This window comes from Streptomyces sp. NBC_01264 (assembly GCF_026340675.1).
Classification (GTDB): domain Bacteria; phylum Actinomycetota; class Actinomycetes; order Streptomycetales; family Streptomycetaceae; genus Streptomyces.
On the sequence record NZ_JAPEOX010000002.1, the window covers coordinates 937,767 to 955,560 of the forward strand.

Annotated in this window: 16 protein-coding genes, 1 tRNA gene, 1 pseudogene and 1 riboswitch; of the genes and pseudogenes, 10 read left to right on the plus strand and 8 right to left on the minus strand. The window is 72.8% G+C overall.

All coding sequences use genetic code 11. The features are described from left to right. Positions 1 to 157: 157 nt before the first annotated feature. The 6 genes and pseudogenes from OG435_RS37120 to OG435_RS37145 all read left to right on the plus strand — a co-directional run bounded on the left by OG435_RS37120 (position 158) and on the right by OG435_RS37145 (position 8,034). Positions 158 to 1,282 (plus strand): Gfo/Idh/MocA family protein, encoded by a 1,125-nt coding sequence (locus tag OG435_RS37120; RefSeq protein ID WP_430625843.1) that lies wholly within the window; start codon positions 158 to 160, stop codon positions 1,280 to 1,282. Further along, a complete protein-coding gene (locus tag OG435_RS37125) occupies positions 1,279 to 2,436 on the plus strand; it encodes a dihydrodipicolinate synthase family protein (protein WP_266883883.1) in 1,158 nt (385 codons plus the stop codon). The genes OG435_RS37120 and OG435_RS37125 overlap by 4 nt, the downstream gene beginning before the upstream one ends. After that, positions 2,433 to 3,272 carry a sugar phosphate isomerase/epimerase family protein gene (locus OG435_RS37130; RefSeq protein WP_266883885.1) on the plus strand — a complete coding sequence of 280 codons (840 nt, stop codon included), beginning with the start codon at positions 2,433 to 2,435 and terminating at the stop codon, positions 3,270 to 3,272. The genes OG435_RS37125 and OG435_RS37130 overlap by 4 nt, the downstream gene beginning before the upstream one ends. A 100-nt stretch (positions 3,273 to 3,372) precedes the next feature. Next, positions 3,373 to 5,769: a polysaccharide lyase 8 family protein gene (locus OG435_RS37135; protein WP_266883887.1), complete on the plus strand. Its 2,397-nt coding sequence runs from the start codon at positions 3,373 to 3,375 to the stop codon at positions 5,767 to 5,769. Between the two features lie 499 nt (positions 5,770 to 6,268). Continuing rightward, positions 6,269 to 7,504, plus strand: a pseudogene (locus OG435_RS37140) (N,N-dimethylformamidase beta subunit family domain-containing protein). A 140-nt stretch (positions 7,505 to 7,644) separates the two neighbouring features. Beyond that, the gene (locus OG435_RS37145) at positions 7,645 to 8,034 is read left to right on the plus strand and encodes a VOC family protein (protein WP_266883889.1); all 390 of its coding nucleotides are present in this window, start codon (positions 7,645 to 7,647) and stop codon (positions 8,032 to 8,034) included. A gap of 30 nt (positions 8,035 to 8,064) precedes the next feature. Here the strand turns inward: OG435_RS37145 and OG435_RS37150 are convergent, their stop codons facing one another. The 6 genes from OG435_RS37150 to OG435_RS37175 form a co-directional block, all read right to left on the minus strand. After that, entirely contained in the window at positions 8,065 to 8,748 is a 684-nt protein-coding gene (locus OG435_RS37150; protein ID WP_266883891.1) for a HEAT repeat domain-containing protein, read from the minus strand. Further along, positions 8,745 to 9,602 (minus strand): hypothetical protein, encoded by an 858-nt coding sequence (locus tag OG435_RS37155; RefSeq protein WP_266883893.1) that lies wholly within the window; start codon positions 9,600 to 9,602, stop codon positions 8,745 to 8,747. Before OG435_RS37155 ends, OG435_RS37150 begins: the two co-directional genes overlap by 4 nt. Further along, positions 9,583 to 10,422, minus strand: coding sequence for an ABC transporter ATP-binding protein (locus tag OG435_RS37160; protein ID WP_430625807.1), 840 nt, complete (start codon positions 10,420 to 10,422; stop codon positions 9,583 to 9,585). Before OG435_RS37160 ends, OG435_RS37155 begins: the two co-directional genes overlap by 20 nt. Beyond that, a complete protein-coding gene (locus OG435_RS37165; protein ID WP_430625808.1) occupies positions 10,419 to 11,474 on the minus strand; it encodes a FecCD family ABC transporter permease in 1,056 nt (351 codons plus the stop codon). The genes OG435_RS37160 and OG435_RS37165 overlap by 4 nt, the downstream gene beginning before the upstream one ends. Continuing rightward, positions 11,471 to 12,469, minus strand: a complete 999-nt coding sequence (locus tag OG435_RS37170) for an ABC transporter substrate-binding protein (RefSeq protein WP_266883895.1) — start codon at positions 12,467 to 12,469, stop codon at positions 11,471 to 11,473. Before OG435_RS37170 ends, OG435_RS37165 begins: the two co-directional genes overlap by 4 nt. 57 nt (positions 12,470 to 12,526) lie before the next feature. After that, positions 12,527 to 12,606: riboswitch (cobalamin riboswitch) on the minus strand. A 47-nt stretch (positions 12,607 to 12,653) separates the two neighbouring features. After that, positions 12,654 to 13,637 (minus strand): helix-turn-helix domain-containing protein, encoded by a 984-nt coding sequence (locus OG435_RS37175; protein ID WP_266883897.1) that lies wholly within the window; start codon positions 13,635 to 13,637, stop codon positions 12,654 to 12,656. Between the two features lie 164 nt (positions 13,638 to 13,801). Between OG435_RS37175 and OG435_RS37180 the strand changes: the two genes are divergently transcribed. After that, on the plus strand, positions 13,802 to 14,248 hold the full coding sequence (locus OG435_RS37180) for a hypothetical protein (RefSeq protein ID WP_266883899.1): 447 nt from the start codon (positions 13,802 to 13,804) through the stop codon (positions 14,246 to 14,248). Positions 14,249 to 14,354: 106 nt separating this feature from the next. Continuing rightward, positions 14,355 to 14,882 carry an NUDIX domain-containing protein gene (locus OG435_RS37185; RefSeq protein ID WP_266886427.1) on the plus strand — a complete coding sequence of 176 codons (528 nt, stop codon included), beginning with the start codon at positions 14,355 to 14,357 and terminating at the stop codon, positions 14,880 to 14,882. Here the strand turns inward: OG435_RS37185 and OG435_RS37190 are convergent, their stop codons facing one another. Both OG435_RS37190 and OG435_RS37195 read right to left on the minus strand, forming a co-directional pair. Then, positions 14,883 to 15,392 (minus strand): GNAT family N-acetyltransferase, encoded by a 510-nt coding sequence (locus OG435_RS37190; protein ID WP_266883901.1) that lies wholly within the window; start codon positions 15,390 to 15,392, stop codon positions 14,883 to 14,885. It lies immediately after the preceding gene. An 87-nt stretch (positions 15,393 to 15,479) separates the two neighbouring features. Beyond that, positions 15,480 to 15,555, minus strand: a tRNA-Trp gene (locus OG435_RS37195). Positions 15,556 to 15,702: 147 nt separating this feature from the next. Between OG435_RS37195 and OG435_RS37200 the strand changes: the two genes are divergently transcribed. Beyond that, positions 15,703 to 16,302 carry a hypothetical protein gene (locus tag OG435_RS37200; RefSeq protein ID WP_266883903.1) on the plus strand — a complete coding sequence of 200 codons (600 nt, stop codon included), beginning with the start codon at positions 15,703 to 15,705 and terminating at the stop codon, positions 16,300 to 16,302. A 135-nt stretch (positions 16,303 to 16,437) separates the two neighbouring features. After that, positions 16,438 to 17,754 carry a glycoside hydrolase family 18 protein gene (locus tag OG435_RS37205; protein WP_266883905.1) on the plus strand — a complete coding sequence of 439 codons (1,317 nt, stop codon included), beginning with the start codon at positions 16,438 to 16,440 and terminating at the stop codon, positions 17,752 to 17,754. The last annotated feature ends 40 nt before the right edge of the window (positions 17,755 to 17,794 follow it).

Below are 17,794 nucleotides of genomic sequence, written 5' to 3' on the forward strand. Positions count from 1 at the left end.
TTCTATCACCCGTTAGAGTCTTGCGACCCGGCTGGCGGCGGCTCTAGCCTGATCTCAGAGAAAGCGCTTTCTATCCGTTTTCTCGGCAGCTCAGCACAGGAACACGCAACAAGACGAAGGAGGGGACACCGTGCAGCGCAGGACGATCAAGATCGCCATGAACGGCGTCACCGGGCGGATGGGATACCGCCAGCACCTGGTCCGCTCCCTGCTCGCACTGCGCGAGCAGGGAGGGCTCGACCTCGGCGACGGCACGGTGCTGTGGCCGGAGCCGGTGCTGGTCGGACGCCGCGAGGAGGCCCTGCGGGCCATCGCGGAGCGGCACGGCCTGGAGCACGTGAGCACGGACCTGACCGCGGTGCTGGCCGATCCCGAGGTCGAGATCTACTTCGACGCCCAGGTCACCAGTGCCCGCGAGGCGGCCGTGCGGCAGGCCGTGGCGGCCGGCAAGCACGTGTACTGCGAGAAGCCCACCGCCCTGACCTTCGAGTCCTCGCTCGAGATCGCGCGACTGGCCGACGCGGCCGGCGTCAAGCACGGGGTGGTACAGGACAAGCTGTTCCTGCCGGGCCTGCTGAAGCTCAAGCGGCTCATCGACGGCGGCTTCTTCGGCGAGATCCTGTCCGTGCGCGGGGAGTTCGGCTACTGGGTCTTCGAGGGGGACTGGCAGTCCGCCCAGCGTCCCTCGTGGAACTACCGCTCCCAGGACGGCGGCGGCATCGTCGCCGACATGTTCCCGCACTGGGAGTACCTGCTGCACGAGCTGTTCGGCCGGGTCCGCACGGTGCAGGCGCTGACGCGCACCCACATCGGCCGCCGCTGGGACGAGGAGGGCAAGCCGTACGAGGCCACCGCGGACGACGCGGCGTACGGGATCTTCGAGCTGGAGGGGGGCGCCGTCGCGCAGATCAACTCCTCCTGGGCGGTGCGGGTCAACCGTGACGAGCTCGTGGAGTTCCAGGTGGACGGGACGCACGGCTCGGCGGTCGCCGGGCTGCGCGGCTGCCGGATCCAGCACCGCGCGGCGACTCCGAAGCCGGTGTGGAACCCGGACCTGCCCCTGACCGAGACCTTCCGCGACCAGTGGCAGGAGGTCCCGGACAACACCCCCGCCGACAACGGCTTCAAAGCCCAGTGGGAGCTCTTCCTGCGCCATGTCGTACGGGACGAGCCCTGGCAGTGGGACCTGCTGGCCGGGGCCCGCGGCGTGCAGCTGGCCGATCTCGGGCTCCGCTCCTCGGCGGAGGGCCGGCGGCTCGAGGTCCCGGAGGTGGCGTTGTGAGCATCCGGCTCCCCTCGGCGGACGGCGGGCTGCGCCTCCACGCGCCGGTCACCGCTCCGCTGGCGCCGCTCACCTGCGGCCCGGCCCGCAGCCGCACCTTCTACTCGGCCGCGCACGTGGTGGCCGACCCCCTCGCCGCCTCGGCCGAATCCGGACCGGTGATCGACTGGGAGTCCACGCTGGCCTTCCGGCACACGCTGTGGGCGCAGGGGCTCGGGGTCGCCGAGGCCATGGACACGGCGCAGCGCGGGATGGGCCTGGACTGGCCCGGCGCGGCGGAGCTGATCCGCCGTTCGACCGCCGAAGCCCGGTCGGTGGGCGGCCGGATCGTCTGCGGGGCGGGCACCGACCAGCTGGCTCCGGACACCACGCATTCCCTGGCCGCCGTCACCGCGGCGTACGAGGAGCAGCTGGCGCACGTGGAGCAGTGCGGAGCGACGGCCGTGCTGATGGCCTCCCGGGCCCTGGCCGCGGCGGCGCGCGACCCGGAGGACTACCTGGAGGTGTACGGGAGGCTGCTGCGGCAGAGCTCCCGGCCGGTGGTCCTGCACTGGCTGGGGCCGATGTTCGACCCCGCGCTGGAGGGGTACTGGGGGCACGCCGATCTGGACGAGGCCACGGACGTCTTCCTGAAGATCATTTCGGAGTGTCCGGAGAAGGTCTACGGCATCAAGGTCTCGTTGCTCGACGCGGGGCGCGAGGTGGACATCCGGCGGCGGCTACCCTCGGGCGTGCGCTGCTACACGGGCGACGATTACCACTATCCGGAGCTGATCGCCGGGGACGGCGAGCTGGCCAGCGACGCCCTGCTGGGGATCTTCGACCCGATCGCCCCGATCGCGGCGCGGGCGGCGCTCGCCCTCGACCGGGACGACACGGCCGGATTCCGGGAGCTGCTGGATCCGACGGTGGCGCTGTCCCGGCACCTGTTCGCTCCGCCCACCCGGTACTACAAGACGGGTGTCGTGTTCCTGGCCTGGCTCGCGGGACACCAGGAGCACTTCGCGATGGTGGGCGGGCTGCACTCGGCCCGCTCGCTCCCCCATCTGGCCACCGCCTACGAACTGGCGGACGACCTCGGCCTGTTCCCTGACCCGGAGCTCGCCGAGGCCCGGATGCGACAGCTGCTGGCGCTGCACGGGGTCTCCTCGTGAGCCCGGCGCCGGCGCCCGCCCGGTTCAGCCTGAACCAGGAGACGATCCGCCAGTGGTCGCTTCCCGAGCTGGTGGCCGGGTGTACCGCGGCCGGGGTCGGCGCGGTCGGGCTGTGGCGCGATCCCGTCCAGCGGTTCGGGGTGCGGGAGACCGCGAAGCTGGTCGCCGGGGCCGGACTGCGCGTCAGCTCGCTGTGCCGGGGCGGCTTCTTCACCGCCGCCGATCCGGTCGGGCGGGCGGCCGCCCTCGAGGACAACCGCCGTGCCGTGGAGGAGGCAGCCGAGCTCGGCGCCGACACGCTGGTCCTGGTGTCGGGCGGCCTGCCAGACGGCGACCGGGACCTGGTGGGTGCCCGGCGGCGGATCGTCGACATCCTGGGCGACCTGGTCCCGTACGCCGCCGGGCTCGGGGTGCGTCTGGGGATCGAGCCGCTGCACCCGATGTACGCGGCGGACCGCTGCGTGGTCTCCACCCTCGGTCAGGCCCTGGACATCGCCGAGGAGTTCCCGGCGTCGCGGGTGGGCGTGGTCGTCGACTCCTACCACCTGTGGTGGGACGAGCGGCTGCCCGCCGAGGTCCGGCGGGCCGGAGAGGCCGGGCGGATCGTGTCCGTCCAGGTGGCCGACTGGGTGACCCCCCTGCCCGAGGGCGTGCTGCTGGGGCGGGGGCAGCTGGGCGACGGCTCGATCGATCTGCGGGCCTTCCGGGAGCTGACCGACTCCGCGGGGTACCAGGGGCCGGTCGAGGTCGAGATCTTCAATCCCGGACTGTGGGCCCGCGACGGCGCAGAGGTGCTGCGGGAGGTGATCGACCGCTACCGCGAGCACGTCGCATGAGGTGAAGGGGGGGTGCGTGACCGAAGTAACCGAAGTAGCCGAATTACACGGGGGCCGCCGCGTTTCGGGCGAATCAGCGTTTCAGTCAAAGGAGACTGTGATGACAGATGTGTGGAGCCGTCGTGCCTTCCTCACGGCGGTCGGCGGCAGCGTCGTGCTGCTCGGTAGCCCCGTCCTCCCGGCGACCGCCGGGACGGTGACCTCGGTGCACGCCGCCATGCGCGCGGTGTGGCAGGGCCTCGTCCTGGGGACCGTGTCCTCCCCCACCGCGGAGCCGTTCCGCACCCGGCTGGCCGCGCTGGGTGCGCAAGCCGGGCAGTGGCGTTCCTCGATGGCCCCGGCGACCGGTTCGCTCTGGCCCGACCAGGTCTTCACCACCGACCCCGAGTGGATGGCCCAGAGCTACTACCGGCTGCGGACCATGGCCGAGGCCTACGTCAGACCGGGGACGGGGCTCACCGGTGACGCCGCGCTGCGTACGGCCGTGCTGACCGGGCTGGACCATCTCCACGCCCAGGTCTACAACGCCAACCAGACGCGGTACGGAAACTGGTGGTGCTGGCAGATCGGCGCCCCCCAGGCGCTGCTCGACACCGTCGTCCTGATGTACGGCCAGCTCTCGGCGGCCCAGCTCACCGCCTACTGCGCGGCCGTGGACCACTTCGTACCGGATTCCTCGGTCGGCTCGTACACGGGAACCAGTACGGGAGCGAACCGGGTGGACCTGTGCCGGGTGCTCGCGCTGCGCGGTGTGGTCGGCGGCGACGACGACGCGAAGATCGCCCTGGCCCGGAACGCGCTCACGCCGGTGTTCCCGTACGTCACCTCAGGCGACGGGCTCTACTGGGACGGCTCCTTCATCCAGCACACCTACGTCGCGTACACCGGCTCGTACGGCTCGGTCATGCTCGGCGGACTGGGCATGCTGTTCGGCCTGCTGAAGGGAACGGCCTGGGAGGTGACGGACCCCGGCGCTCAGATCGTCTTCGACGCGGTGGAGCACGCGTGGGCGCCGTTCCTCTACAACGGGCTGATGATGGACGCCGTATCGGGGCGGGCCCCCAGCCGGGGGGTCCAACTGGCCGATCCCCTGCAGGCGCAGCTCGACGACCACACCCGCGGGCACTCGGTCCTCGCCGCGATCCTGCTCCTCGCCGAGGGTGCGTCCGCCGCCGAGCGGACGCGCTGGCGCGGACTGGTGAAGGGCTGGACGGCGCGGGACTACTACAGCCCCCCGCTGACGGACGTCACCCAGAGCCTGTCGGCCCTGGCCCGCCTCGCGGAGGTCGCGGCGGACGGCACGGTCGCGGCGGCGCCCGAGCCGGTGGCGCACCGGCTGTTCCCCTCGATGGACCGGGCCACCCACCGCAGGCCGGCGTGGGCGGCCTCCCTGTCCATGGCCTCGAAGCGGATCACGCACTACGAGACGGGCAACGGGGAGAACCTGCGCGGCTGGCACACGGGCAGCGGCATGCTCTCCTGGTGGGGCTCCACGTCCGGGAACGGCCAGTACTCGGACGCGTTCTGGCCCACGGTCAACCCCTACCGGCTGCCCGGGACCACCGTCTCCCGCAAGGCACTGGCCGACGGAGCCGGGGGCGACTGGGGCGCCTCCCGGCCGGACGCCACCTGGGTCGGCGGCACCACCGACGGGGAGTTCGCCTCGGTGGGCCAGCACCTGAAGGGGCTGGGCAGCACCCTCACGGCCCGCAAGTCCTGGTTCTTCCTCGACGACACGGTCGTCTGCCTGGGCGCCGGGATCAGCTCCACGGACGGCGCCGCGGTCGACACGGTCATCGACAACCGGAATCTGGGTGCGACGGGCGCCCACGCCCTGACCGTGGGCGGCACGGTCCAGCCGGCCACCCTGGGCTGGACCGCCTCCTTCCCCGGGCCCGGCTGGGCACATCTGGCGGGCTTCGGCGGCTATGTGATGTCGGGTTCGGGCACCTTCCGGGCGCTGCGCGAGGCCCGCACCGGCCGGTGGAGCGACATCAACCGGAGCGCTTCCACCACGGCCCTCACCCGGCGCTATCTGACCCTCTGGTACGACCACGGGACGAACCCGACCGCCGGCGGCTACGTCTACCAGCTGATGCCGGGCGCCTCGGCCGCCCAGACCTCGGCGCGGTCCGCCGCGACGGGATGGCTCACGGTGCTCGCCAACAACACGACCGCCCAGGGGGTGACGGTGGGCTCGCTCGGCTTCACCGGGGTGAACTTCTGGCAGCCCGCGACGATCGGCGCCCTGCAGGCGAGTGCGCCGTGTTCGGTCACGGTGCGGGAGCCCGGCGACGGCACGGCCGTGGTCTGCGTCTCGGACCCGACGCGCACCCTGTCGGGACTGACCCTCGTGTGGAACCGGCCCGTCACCCAGGTGCTGTCCCAGCCGGGGAGCGTGGTCTCGGCGAGCACCGGGGCCTCGCTCCAGCTCGGCTTCGGCAGCCTCACCGCCCTGGAGGGGGCGAGCCAGGTGGTGAGGGTGAAGCTGGGGTGACCCGCAGGCCCGGGCCACCTGACCCCCGGTTCGGTCTGATCCCCGGGCGCCCGCGGGGCGGCAAAAGCTGAGCCCACAGGGTGACATAGCGTGCCCTGTATGGATCAGGAGCACATATCCGGGGACGGCGAAGGCGCGGGAAGGCGGCGGTTCCTCGCTCTGGCGACGGGGGCCGCGGCCACCGCCGCCGGGCTGGGGGCCGTGGCCGGCTGCGCGAACGGGGACGCCGGGAAGCCGGACGGAGCGGGCGGTACGGACGGGGCGGGGCCCGGCGGGAGCCGGGAGCCGTCCGGCCCCCCGGGGGAAGAAGGAGGGGCCGCACGGCTTCGATGTCCGGGCCGAGAACGCCCGCCCGGGGAACGCCGACTGGCAGGTCTCCAAGGCCGGCCCGGCCCGCGCCGTCGAGGGCTTCGCCGACCGGGTCAGCGTGCTGCCCGGCGAGTCCTTCGGCCTGTACGTCTCCACCACCGCGCCCCGGTTCACCGTCTCCGCGTACCGCATGGGCTGGTACGGCGGCGCCCGGGCCCGCCTGATCTGGCGCTCCGAGGCCCTGCCCGGGGTGCGCCAGCCCGACCACACGGTGGACGCCTCGACCCGTACGGTCCGCACCCGGTGGGCCCGTAGCACCACCGTGGAGACCAAGGACTGGCCCGAGGGCTGCTACCTGCTGCGCCTCGACGCACAGGGCGGCGAGGGCCAGCGGTTCGTCCCGGTCACCGTGCGGTCCGCCGCCACGGCCGGACGTACCGTCGTGGTCAACGCGGTGGCGACCTGGCAGGCGTACAACCGCTGGGGCGGCTAAGGCAGTTACGACGGCCCCAGCGGCGGATACGCCTCGCGCTCGCTCGCCGTGACCTTCGACCGGCCCTACGAGTACGACGACGGCGCAGGTCTCTTCCTGGTGTACGAGGCTCCGCTGCTCGCGCTCGCCGAGCGGCTCGGCATCCCCCTGGCGTACACGACGACCACCGACGTGGCCCGCGAGAAGCGGCTGCTGGAGGGCGCTTCGGCGGTCCTCTCCCTCGGCCACGACGAGTACTGGTCGCCGGAGCAGCGGGCCCACGTCACGGCGGCCCGGGACGCGGGCACCAACGTCGCGATCCTGGGCGCGAACTGCTGCTACCGCCGGATCCGGCTGGAGGCCTCCGAGCTCGGGCCGGACCGTACGGTGGTCTGCTACAAGTCCTCCTACGCGCAGGATCCCGGCGTCAAGCGCGGCCACCCCGCCACCGTCGACTTCCGTTTCCCGCCGGGCGCCGACGCGGAGAGCTCGCTGCTCGGCGTGATCTACGACGGCTACCCGGTGGACGCCCCGTACGTGGTGACCAACCCGGGCCACTGGCTGTTCGAGGGCACCGGCGCGAAGGCCGGCGACAGCTTCCCGCACCTGGTCGGCGTGGAGTACGACAAGGTCGACACCGGTTTCACGACTCCGCGCCCGATCGAGATCCTGGCCCACTCCCCCGTGGTCTGCGAGGGCCGTCCCAGCCACCAGGACACGGCGTACTACACGACGCCGAACGGCGCCGCCGTCTTCGCGACGGGGACGATGCGCTGGGTGGAGGCACTCGACGCGAAGGGCGACGGGCGCAGCGGAGCCAACCACGGTCTGGACGCGCGCTCGGGCGCCCTGACCACCCGGGTGACGGAGAACCTGCTCCGCGCCTTCGCGGCCGGCCCGGCGGGGCGGACGCATCCGGCGCGGGACAACGTGAAGGCGGTGTACGGGGGGTAGACCCGGACCCGGACCCCGCGCCGAACGCACTGGACTCCACCCGTAAGGGATGTTTAGGATCATGTCGCGGCATCGCGTGTCGGTCACCGGCCGGGTGAGGCATGGAGGTGCCGAGATGTGCCTTTCGGAGGCATCCATTCATGACGGTTCAGCTCAACCACACGATCATCCAGTCCCGTGACCGCCGGGAGTCGGCCGAATTCCTGGCGTACCTCCTCAATCTGGAGGTCGGAGCCCCCTGGGGCCCCTTCATCCCGATCGAGATCGCCAACGGCGTCACCCTGGACTTCGCGAACATCCCCGCCGAGTCCATCACCCCGCAGCACTACGCGTTCCTCGTCTCCGAGGCCGAGTTCGACGAGGCCTTCGAGAAGATCAAGCGGGCGAGGATCACCTACTTCGCCGACCCGCACGGGCAGCGCCTCGGCGAGATCAACCACAACGACGGCGGCCGCGGCGTCTACTTCGAGGACCCCTCGGGCCACGGGATGGAACTGATCACCGTCCCGTACGGCGGCTTCAAGAAGTAGGCCCGCCCCGCCCAGCCCCCGGCGCTCCGTTCAGTCGAGCATGCGCCGCATGACCCACTCCGGCAGCGCCGGGTTCCGGGCCGCCGCCCGGGCCGTCTCCTCGTCGGCGAGCAGCCCGGCCAGCGCGGGCACGGGGAGCCACGGATGTTCCGCGGCTTCCCGGCGCACCGACGGGGACGGGTCGCCGAGCAGCCGCAGCGCCGACTCCCCGGACAGCCGGGGGTCGGTCGCCGCCCGGGCCCGGACCTCCTCGTCCTCGTCCCGGCTGAAGCGTTCCACCAGCTCCGCCGTGGAGTCGGGGTCGTCCAGCGCCAGCTGCCGCAGCCGCCGGTCGGGGTCCTCGGTGTAGCGGAGCAGGTTCCGGCCGGGGAAGTTCGGGTGGCCGTAGGGGCGGTTCGGCGTCGAGAAGCTGCCGGTCCACCAGGTGAACACCTCCAGCAGCATGTCCGCCGGGGCGTCGTCGCACCGCTCGGCGAGGAACAGTCGCACGGTCCGGTCCTCGTCCCGGGCCAGCCGTTCCACCACGTCGGCCGGCAGCCGCCGGGCCATCGCCACGCTGCCGCGCAGCACGGGGTGGACCGAGCCGGCGAGCCGCCGCATGGCCTCGGGATCACCGTGCAGGGCCGTCACCCACGGGGCCGGGCGGAGCATGCCGTCCGGTTCCAGTCCCGCCAGGAGGCCGGCCCGCTCCTCCTCTGTCAGCTCGGGCCTCACCGATACGGCGAGGCGTACGGCGTGCTCCGGATCGGCGGCGAGTGCGGCGACCTGCCCGGGGTCAGGTACGGGTTGCGCGCGAGGCAGCAGCGCCAGGTGGTGTCTTTGTCGGCGCCGAGGCGGAGCACCAGTTCCGGTGCCAGCCTCCGGGTCTGCACGAGTTCGAAGGTCAGCCGTGCCCGGTCGAAGAGCGCGCAGGTGACGGGGATCTCCTCGTGCCGGGCCAGGCCCACCGCGGTCCGCACGGCTTCCGCGGGGTCCGCGGCCAGGCGGGCGCGGACCCCGTCGTCGAAGCCCGCCCAGCCGGCCTCCACCGCCGCCGCGCGCACGCCGGCCGCCGGGTCTTCGGTCAGGGCCCGCAGCAGCCGCTGCGGCATCGAGGCCAGGCTCGCGGCGGCCGCCCGCACCTCGTCGGAGCCGGCCGCGGCCAGCGCCTCGTAGACATCCGGCGCGGGCCGTCCCCCGGCGGCCTCCGCCGCGTACGCCAGCTGGTACCGGCGCCGCTCGGACGGCTCTCCCCGTACGAGCCGGGACCACTGTTCGGTGGTGAGCGTGACGCAAGTCCGGGTGCCGGTCCGGGAGAAGCGCAGCGTGGTGCCCCGGTGCTCGGCCAGGCCGGCGCGCACGCCCCAGGCGGGGTGTGCGATCGCCGCCTCCACCACCGCCTGCGGCAGGTCCGCCCGGTACAGCAGCTGGTCACTGATGCCGAGCATCGCCACCAGGATCCCGTCGGGCGCGGCGCGGTTCATGCTCAGGCCCTCCAGGCGCTCCTGGCGCAGCCGTGGGCCCACGGCCTCCCCGAACTCCAGCCCGTCCCGGCCCGCCGTCACGCCACTACCCCGTTCGCTCCCCATCCTCAGGAAGGTAGACGATGTTCGGCGCGCCCGTCGTCGGGTGGGTGCCGATGCGGGTGCGGACCCCGTAGACCTCGGCCAGCAGGGATTCCGTCAGCACCTCCGCCGGGGTGCCGGAGGCGACGACGCGGCCGTCCGCCAGGACGTACAGGCGGTCGCAGTACATCGCCGCCAGGTTGAGGTCGTGCAGGACCAACAGGGCGGTGGCCGGCAGGGCACGGACCAGGCCGAGGATCTCCAGCTGGTAGCGGATGTCCAGGTGGTTGGTCGGTTCGTCCAGGGCGAGCAGGCCCGGGTCCTGGACGAGGGCGCGGGCCACCAGGGCCCGCTGGCGCTCGCCGCCCGAGAGCCCGTCGAAGCGGCGGCCCACGAGGGCGGCCGCGCCGACGGTCTCCAGGGCCCGCGCCACGCGGCGTACGTCGTCGGGTCCGTCCTGCTCCCAGAACCGTTTGTGCGGGCTGCGCCCCATGGCCACCACCTCGCGCACGGTCAGCCCGAAGGTGCCGGCCGCGTCCTGGGGCACCACCGCCACCCGCCGGGCGCGGTCCTTGACGCCCAGCGAGGCGGCGTCCACCCCGTCCAGCAGGACGCGTCCGCCGGTCGGGCGCAGGGTTCCGTAGACGCAGCGCAGCAGGGTCGTCTTGCCACTGCCGTTGGGGCCGACGACTCCGACCGTCTCGCCCGGGCGGGCGGTGAGGTCGATCCCGTGCAGCAGCGGCCGTCCGTCGATCTCGTACCGCACGCCCTCGACGGCGAGGTCCGTCGCCTCCGCCTCCATCCTTGCCCCCGCCATCGGACCGGCCGGCCGTCGCGCCCTCATCCCACGACCCCTTCGGTACGGGTGGACCTGCGCAGCATCCACAGGAAGAACGGGCCGCCGACGAGCGCCGTGACCACGCCCACCGGTATCTCCTCCGGTGCGGCGGCGGTACGGGCGATCAGGTCGGCCAGGGTCAGGAACACCGCCCCGCCCAGCGCGGCCACGGGCAGCAGCGCCCGGTGCCCGGCGCCGACGACCATCCGGGCTGCGTGCGGGACCATCAGCCCCACGAAGCCGATGGCCCCGCTGTAGGCCACCAGTACGCCGATGACGAGCGAGGCGAGGACGAAGACGGCGGCCCGGAACCGGGCCGTGTCCAGGCCGAGCGTGCGGGCGCCCTCCTCCCCCGCGAGCAGCAGGTCCAGCGGCCGGGCCAGGGCGACGAGCAGTCCGGTGCCCAGGAGCAGCGCCCCGGCGGGCAGGGCCAGTTCGCTCCAGCGTGCCCCGCCGAGCCCGCCGAGGGTCCAGAACAGCACGGTGCGCACCTGGTCGGGATGGGCGGCCAGCACCAGGACCAGGCTGGTCAGGGCGGACAGCACGTACTGGACGGCGACTCCGGCGAGGATCAGCCGGCCGGTGGTCATGGTGCCGCCGCGCCGGGCCATCGCGTAGACGGCGACGAGTGCGCCCATCGACCCGGCGAACGCGGCGAGCGGTACGGCGCTCCCGCCCGCGAAGCCGAGGAATCCGGCGCCGAGGACGATCACCAGCACCGCCCCGGCCGAGGCCCCGGAGGAGGCCCCGAGCAGGAACGGGTCGGCGAGCGGATTGCGTACGAGTGCCTGCAGCACGGTTCCCGCGACGGCGAGCCCCGCACCGACGACGGCCCCGAGCAGGACGCGCGGTATGCGGACGTCCCACACGATCGCCCCGAAGGCGCCCGATCCGGCCCGGGGCCCCGGGCCGGCGAGCACGATGTCGAGCACCCGGCCCGGGGGGATCCGTACGGGCCCGAGGACGAGCCCCGCCAGGGCCGACGCGGCCAGGGCGGCGGCGAGCAGGGCCAGTACGACCGGGGTACGGGTGAACGCGCGGGCGGCCCGGAGCCTCACGCGGCGTCGGGGTGGAGCTGGCCGCCCAGCGATTCGACGGCGTCGGCGACGCGTACGCCGAGCACGGCGGAGGACAGCGGCAGCACGACGAACCGCCGGTTCCTGACCGCGGGCACCTGCGCCAGCGCCGGGTCGTTCAGCAGGCGCTGCTTCTTGGCTTCGACGGTGGTGCCGCCGTAGTCGTAGATGAGGACGACCTCGGGCTTGCGCTCGATGACCTTCTCCCACGACACGTCGCCGAAGGTGTCGTCGAGATCGGCGAACACGTTCGTCCCGCCCGCGAGCGCGACGATCTCGTTGCCGATGCCGTTGCCGCCGGAGGTGAAGGCGGAGGCCTCGCCCGAGTCGTAGACGAAGACGGTCGGCCTGGCCTTATCCTTCACGCGCGCGCTGACGGCGTCGATGCGGCGCCGTTCGTCCGCGATGAGCTTCTCGCCGCGCTCGGGCACGCCGAAGGTCCGTGCCACCTCGGTGATTTCGGTCCTGAGCTGGTCGAGGCCGACCTTGCCCTTGGTGCAGTACTCCACGCTGAGGCGGGAGTTGATGCCGGACTGCGCGAGTCCCTCGCGATCGCGGCCCTGCGCCTTGTCGAAGGCGCTGGAGTAACCCCCGTACACGAAGTCGGGGTTGGCGCCAAGGAGGACCTCCTTGGAGGGGTACTCCTTCGCCAGCACCTTGATCTTGTCGTACGCGGGCCGGTAGGCGGGCAGTACGGCGTCGTCCAGGTAGGCCGTCCCGACCGTCCTCCCCTCCAGCCCGAGGGCCAGGAGGATCTCGGTGGCGTGCTGGTTCATCGCGACCGCACGCTGCGGCGGTGCCTGATAGGTGCTGGTGACACCGCAGTTGGTGACCGAGTACGGAAATCCGGGCGCGGAGCCCGCGCCGGCGTTCGCCTTCGCGTCCTGCGCCGCGGGGGATCCTCCGCACGCGGCCAGCGGTATCAGGAGGGGGACGGGCACGAGCGCGCGCAGCAGCGCACGGGGGTACGAAGGCAAGGTGGAGCCTCTCCGGGGGATCCGCGTCCCCTGGTCGAACCGAAAGAGGCGGTGCGTCAGTGTCTGACTCCCGGGTCCCCGCGCGGGGACGTCCGGTCACAGTGGCGGGACCGCACCGGATTCGCACCGGTTTCCTGTCCTGCACCGCCTGGATGACCCGGCCCAGTCTGCCAGACGGGTGAGGTCAGTGTTTCGCGCGCGACGCGCCGGCCGTCCGGGAGGCGAGGGCCCGCAGCGCCTCGTCCGAGGGGGATCCGGGCTCCGCCGTGTAGAGGTAGAGGGTCTGGGTGGGGTCGTCCGGGAAGGTGAGGTTTTCGTATTCCAGGGCCAGTTCGCCGACGAGGGGGTGCCTGAACCGCTTGGTTCCGTGGGTGTGTTCGAGCACGTCGTGGCCGGCCCACCAACGCCGGAAGTCCCTGTCGAGCGCGCTGAGTTCCTCGACGAGCGGACCCAGCCCGGGATCGTACGGGTGCCTGCCCGCGTAGAACCGCAGCGCGGCGACGGCTCCGCGCGCGGCGCCCTCCCAGTCGGCGAGGAGCTCGCGTGCGGCGGGGTCGCGGAAGAGGAACCGCGCCAGATTGCGGCCGCGCCGATCCGGCGCGCCCGGCTCCGGGGTTGGGGGCTCCGGAGTGTGGGGCTCCGGGGTGTGGGGCTCTGCCGCGCCGAAGCCGGTGTACAGGGCCTCGGCGAGCCGGTTCGCGGCCAGGACCTCGAGCCGGCGCCCCACGATCATCGCCGGAGTGCCGTCGTCCAGGGCGTCCAACACCCGGTGCAGCCCAGCCCGCACCAGCTGCGGGCCGACGGCCTCAGCGGGGCCGCGGGCGCCGTCCGGCTCACCGGCCGCACGCCCGGGACCGGGGGCCGGCGCCCGCTGGGACCGCGCCAGGTCGAAGAGGTGGGACCGCTCGGTGGCATCGAGCCTGAGCGCCCGCGCCACGGCGTCGAGGACCTCGTCGGAGACGTGCAGGGTGCGCCCCTGCTCCAGCCGCGTGTAGTAGTCGACGCTGACCCCCGCAAGCTGCGCGACCTCCTCGCGCCGCAGCCCGGGCACCCGCCGCCTTCCCGGGTGGGAGGCGGCCCCCACCTCCTCGGGACCGATCCGGGCGCGCCGGGAACGCAGGAAGTCCCGCAGGTCGGAACGGGGCTCGCGCCCAGCGGTAGCGGTCATCCCCCCAGGCTAGGCCTTCTCCCCGGCTTCCTCCGGCACCTCCGGCACCTCCGGCCCCTCCGCACCGGGCCGCCACCACCCGGCGGCCCCACGCCCGCTGCGCACCGTGTCACAGCCCGGTCACAGCGGCCCCACAGGACCCGGCCCCGGGCCACCATGGCCCGATGCGCAGACACCACGTGATCATCGCCCTCTCCGCCGCCGGCATCCTCGCCCTCACCGGGTGCGGCAGCGACTCCGGGGCACCGAACGCCGACAAGCCCTCCGCCTCGACCGTGCCGAGCGCCGCCCCGAGCAGCAGTCCCAGCGCCGATCCCAGCGCGGCCCGCCCCGACAGCGGCCTCCCGCCGAGCCCCGCACCCGCGCAGCGCGCCGCCTACCTGGCCGCGCTGAACGCCATCGACCCCGAGATCGTCAACGGCAAGGACGACAAGGCCGTCTCGCGCGGCCTCGACCAGTGCCAGTCCATGAAGGGCGAGAAGGACCCGGCCGAGCGGGTGTCCGGCGCGAACCAGCGCTTCATCGGCCCCAACCACCCGAACGGCTTCGGCCCCGTGAAGTCCGGCCTGATCGTCGCGGCCGTCCAGACCAACCTCTGCCCCACGTACTGAGCCCTCCTGCGGCGCGCACCCCGAACGGGCCCGAGGAGCCACAAGGGGCCGGAGCTTGGCCCGGACCTGTCCCGTTGTCAGACCCCCGCCCTAGGTTGCTCAGGTGATGATTCCCGATGCGTTCAGCCGCCGGGTCGCAGAGGCCGCGGCTGCCGATGTCCGGCTGGCGAGGGTTCGGCTCGACGGTGCCGGTCAGTGGTTGACCACCATCGGCCAGGTGGCCACGGCGCCGCTCGCCGCGGAGGTCTGGGTCTTCGACGAGGATCTCGCCCGGGTGCTCCTGGTTCGTCACCGGTGGCGCGGCTGGGTTCCGCCGGGCGGGCGCGTCGAGCCGGGTGAAACGCCCCGGGAGGGAGCACGTCGCGAGCTCTTCGAGGAGACCGGCATCGCGGTGGAGCTGCTGCCCGAACCCGCGGCGGCGACGGTGCGTTCCTACGGTACGGAGTGGGCGGCGACTCTCGGGCTGTCGTTCGCCGCGATCGCGAGTGCGGCAACGCCTCTGGTCACGGAGCGCGGACAGCCGGCGGCCTGGACGCCCTTGAAGGAGGAGTGGTCCGGCTACTTCCCCGGGGACGCGTCACGGGTCCGGCAGCATGCCCGATGGCTGAGCGGGACGACAGCCATCGGGCATTGATCAAGGCGTGTCCGAATCCGACGTGTCTTCTTCGGCCTTGAAGGTACGAAACCCACGGCGGTGGTAGTTGGGCAGCGCGTTCGGGCTGTCCGCCGACGACGTGTGCAGCCACACCCGGCGCACGCCCGGCACCAGATTCCAGCCCTGCCGGATCGCGAGCGTCAGCGCATGACCGCCGAGCCCCTTCCCGGTGAACTCAGGCAGGAGCCCGAACGACCTGATCTCGACGTCGGCACCCGGGTGGAGGTCGTAGCAGACCATGCCGGCCGGCTCGTCGGCCAAGGTCAGCAGCCAGCAGGTCCGGTCCGGACGCTCGGTGAACCACGCCTGCCACTCCTGTGGGCTCCGGCGGGCGCTGCGCCACTGGTACGGCGCGCCGATCCTGGCCATCAGGCCGGGAACCAGCGACAGGTCCGCGCCCACCGCGGCGAGCGCGAGTTCCGGTACCGGAACACCGGGCACGAGTTGACCGGGGTCCGTCATCGCTACATACGTCACGGTCTTCGTCACCCGAGGCAGGCTACGCGCGGGAAAGACGAGAGGGACCCCCGGAGCGTTCTCCGGGAGTCCCTCTTCCATGAAGTACCTGGTCAAGCTTGGCAAGGGTGGCAGGGCTCGAACCTACGACAACCGGTTTTGGAGACCGGTGCTCTACCAACTGAGCTACACCCCTTCGGTGAGACCAACCATGCCACGGCGTACATCGAAGATCCACTGAATTCGGTGGTCAACCGCCGGGAATCTCGTCCCGGGTCCGCCCCGGCCGCCCCGGCCGCGGTGCGGGTCGCGAGCGGCGCGTGCGCGGAGGATCGTGGAGGGGGTGAGGAAGGGTGCGGCGTCATCAGGTTCGGTCCGGCGCCGACCGGCACGACCGGCCGGGCGGCGCCCGCGCGGGCTCGCCGCGCTCGCCGTGCTGACGGCCGCGCTGCTCCTCGGGCCCGCCCTCCCCGGCGCCGGCGCAGGTCCGGCCGTCGCCCCGAGGCCGGGGGCCTCCGGCGAGACCGTGTCCCTCACCGGGAGCGACCCCGGCGAGCGGCTCGACGTGACGCTGACCGGGGTGGCCGACCCGGCGGGGCCCGCGCCCGGCGGCGCGGACCGGCTGGTCTCCGTAGAGCTGCGTCTGGAGAACACCGGGACCGCCGTGTACGAGGACTCCCCGGCCGCCGCGACTCATCTGCTGGACTCCGAGGGGCGCCGGTTCACCGGCCTGAGCGCGTCGGCGGAAGCCGGTGCGGCCGGGGCACCCGACGCGGCCGACGCGGCCGGGGCCGTCTTCCCCGACACCGTCACCCTCGACCCCGGCTCCACGGCGACCGGATCCGTCGCCTTCCGGGTACCGGGGGACGCGGGCCTCGCCGCGGTCCAGTTCGCGCTCGACGGCGGCCTCGCCAACGATGTCGGGCAGTGGAGCCTGTCCTGATCCGGGCGAGTCGAACACCCTCCCGTCCGGACCGAGTTGCCCCACCCCCTTGACCCGCTGTGGTCCAGACCAATAGTTTCCGCATGCACAGCGCACGCGCCCCGGCACCACTCACCGCATCCGCAAAGGAAGCCCATGCGCCGCAGCATGCTCGGCAGGCTGGCCGTCGCCGCCTGCTCCCTCTCCCTGCTGACCGCCTTCGCCCCCGCCCATGACGGATCCGGGCACGGACGCTCGTACAAGAAGGTCGGCTACTTCACCCAATGGGGCGTCTACGGACGGGACTTCCAGGTCCAGGACCTGGAGAAGAACGGCAGCGCGAGCAAGCTCACGCACATCAACTACGCCTTCGGCAACATCAGCGCGGACGGCAAGTGCTTCACCGGCAACATCCCCGGTGAGGCCGACGCGTGGGCCGACTACGTCCGGCCGCTGGACGCCGAGAACTCGGTCGACGGCGTCGCCGACGACTGGGTGCAGCCGCTCGCCGGCAACTTCAACCAGCTCCGCGAGCTCAAGGCCAAGCACCCCGACCTCAAGGTCCTGCTCTCCCTGGGTGGTTGGAGCTGGTCCACGCACTTCTCGGACGCCGCGCTCACCCCGGCCTCCCGCAAGGCCCTCGTGTCCTCCTGCATCGACCTGTACATCAAGGGCAACCTCCCGCAGGACGGCACCCGCGGCGGTGCGGGTTCGGCCGCCGGGATCTTCGACGGGTTCGACATCGACTGGGAGTGGCCCGGCTCCTCGGGCGACACCGACACCACCTACCGCCCCGAGGACAAGAAGAACTTCACCGCGCTGGTGAGCGAGTTCCGCACGCAGCTCGACGACTACGCGCGCAGCCAGAAGCGGAAGGCGAAGTACGAGCTGTCCGCCTTCGTCCCGACCGCCCCCGCCAAGATCGACGCGGGCTTCGACGTCCGCCGGATCATGCGCGACCTGGACTTCGTGACCCTCCAGGGCTACGACTTCCACGTCTCCGGCGAGGCGACCACCGCCCAGCAGTCCGCGCTCTACGCGAGGAACGACTTCAGCGTCGACGGCACCGTGGACGCCTGGGAGCGGCGCGGCGCGCCCGCGCACAAGCTCGTGATGGGCATGCCGTTCTACGGACAGGGCTGGACCGGCGTCAGCGGTGGCGGGGACGGCATGGGGCAGCCCGCGACAGGGCCGGCTCCGGCCGCCTGGGCCAACGGGTACGCGGACTACAAGGAGCTCAAGCAGCTCGCGGCTTCGGGTAGTTACAAGCTCCACCGGGACCGCCGCAACGGCAGTGCCTGGCTGTTCGACGGCACCACCCTGTGGACGTACGACGACCCGCAGGTGCTGCGCACCAAGACCCGGTACATCCGCGAGGAGGGCCTCGGCGGCGCGATGTTCTGGTCGCTCGACGCGGACACCGCCGACGGTGAGCTGATGACCGCGGTCGACGAGGGCCTGCGCGGCCACTGACGTCCCCGCTCCCGAACAGCGCCGCCGGACCGCGGAAAAC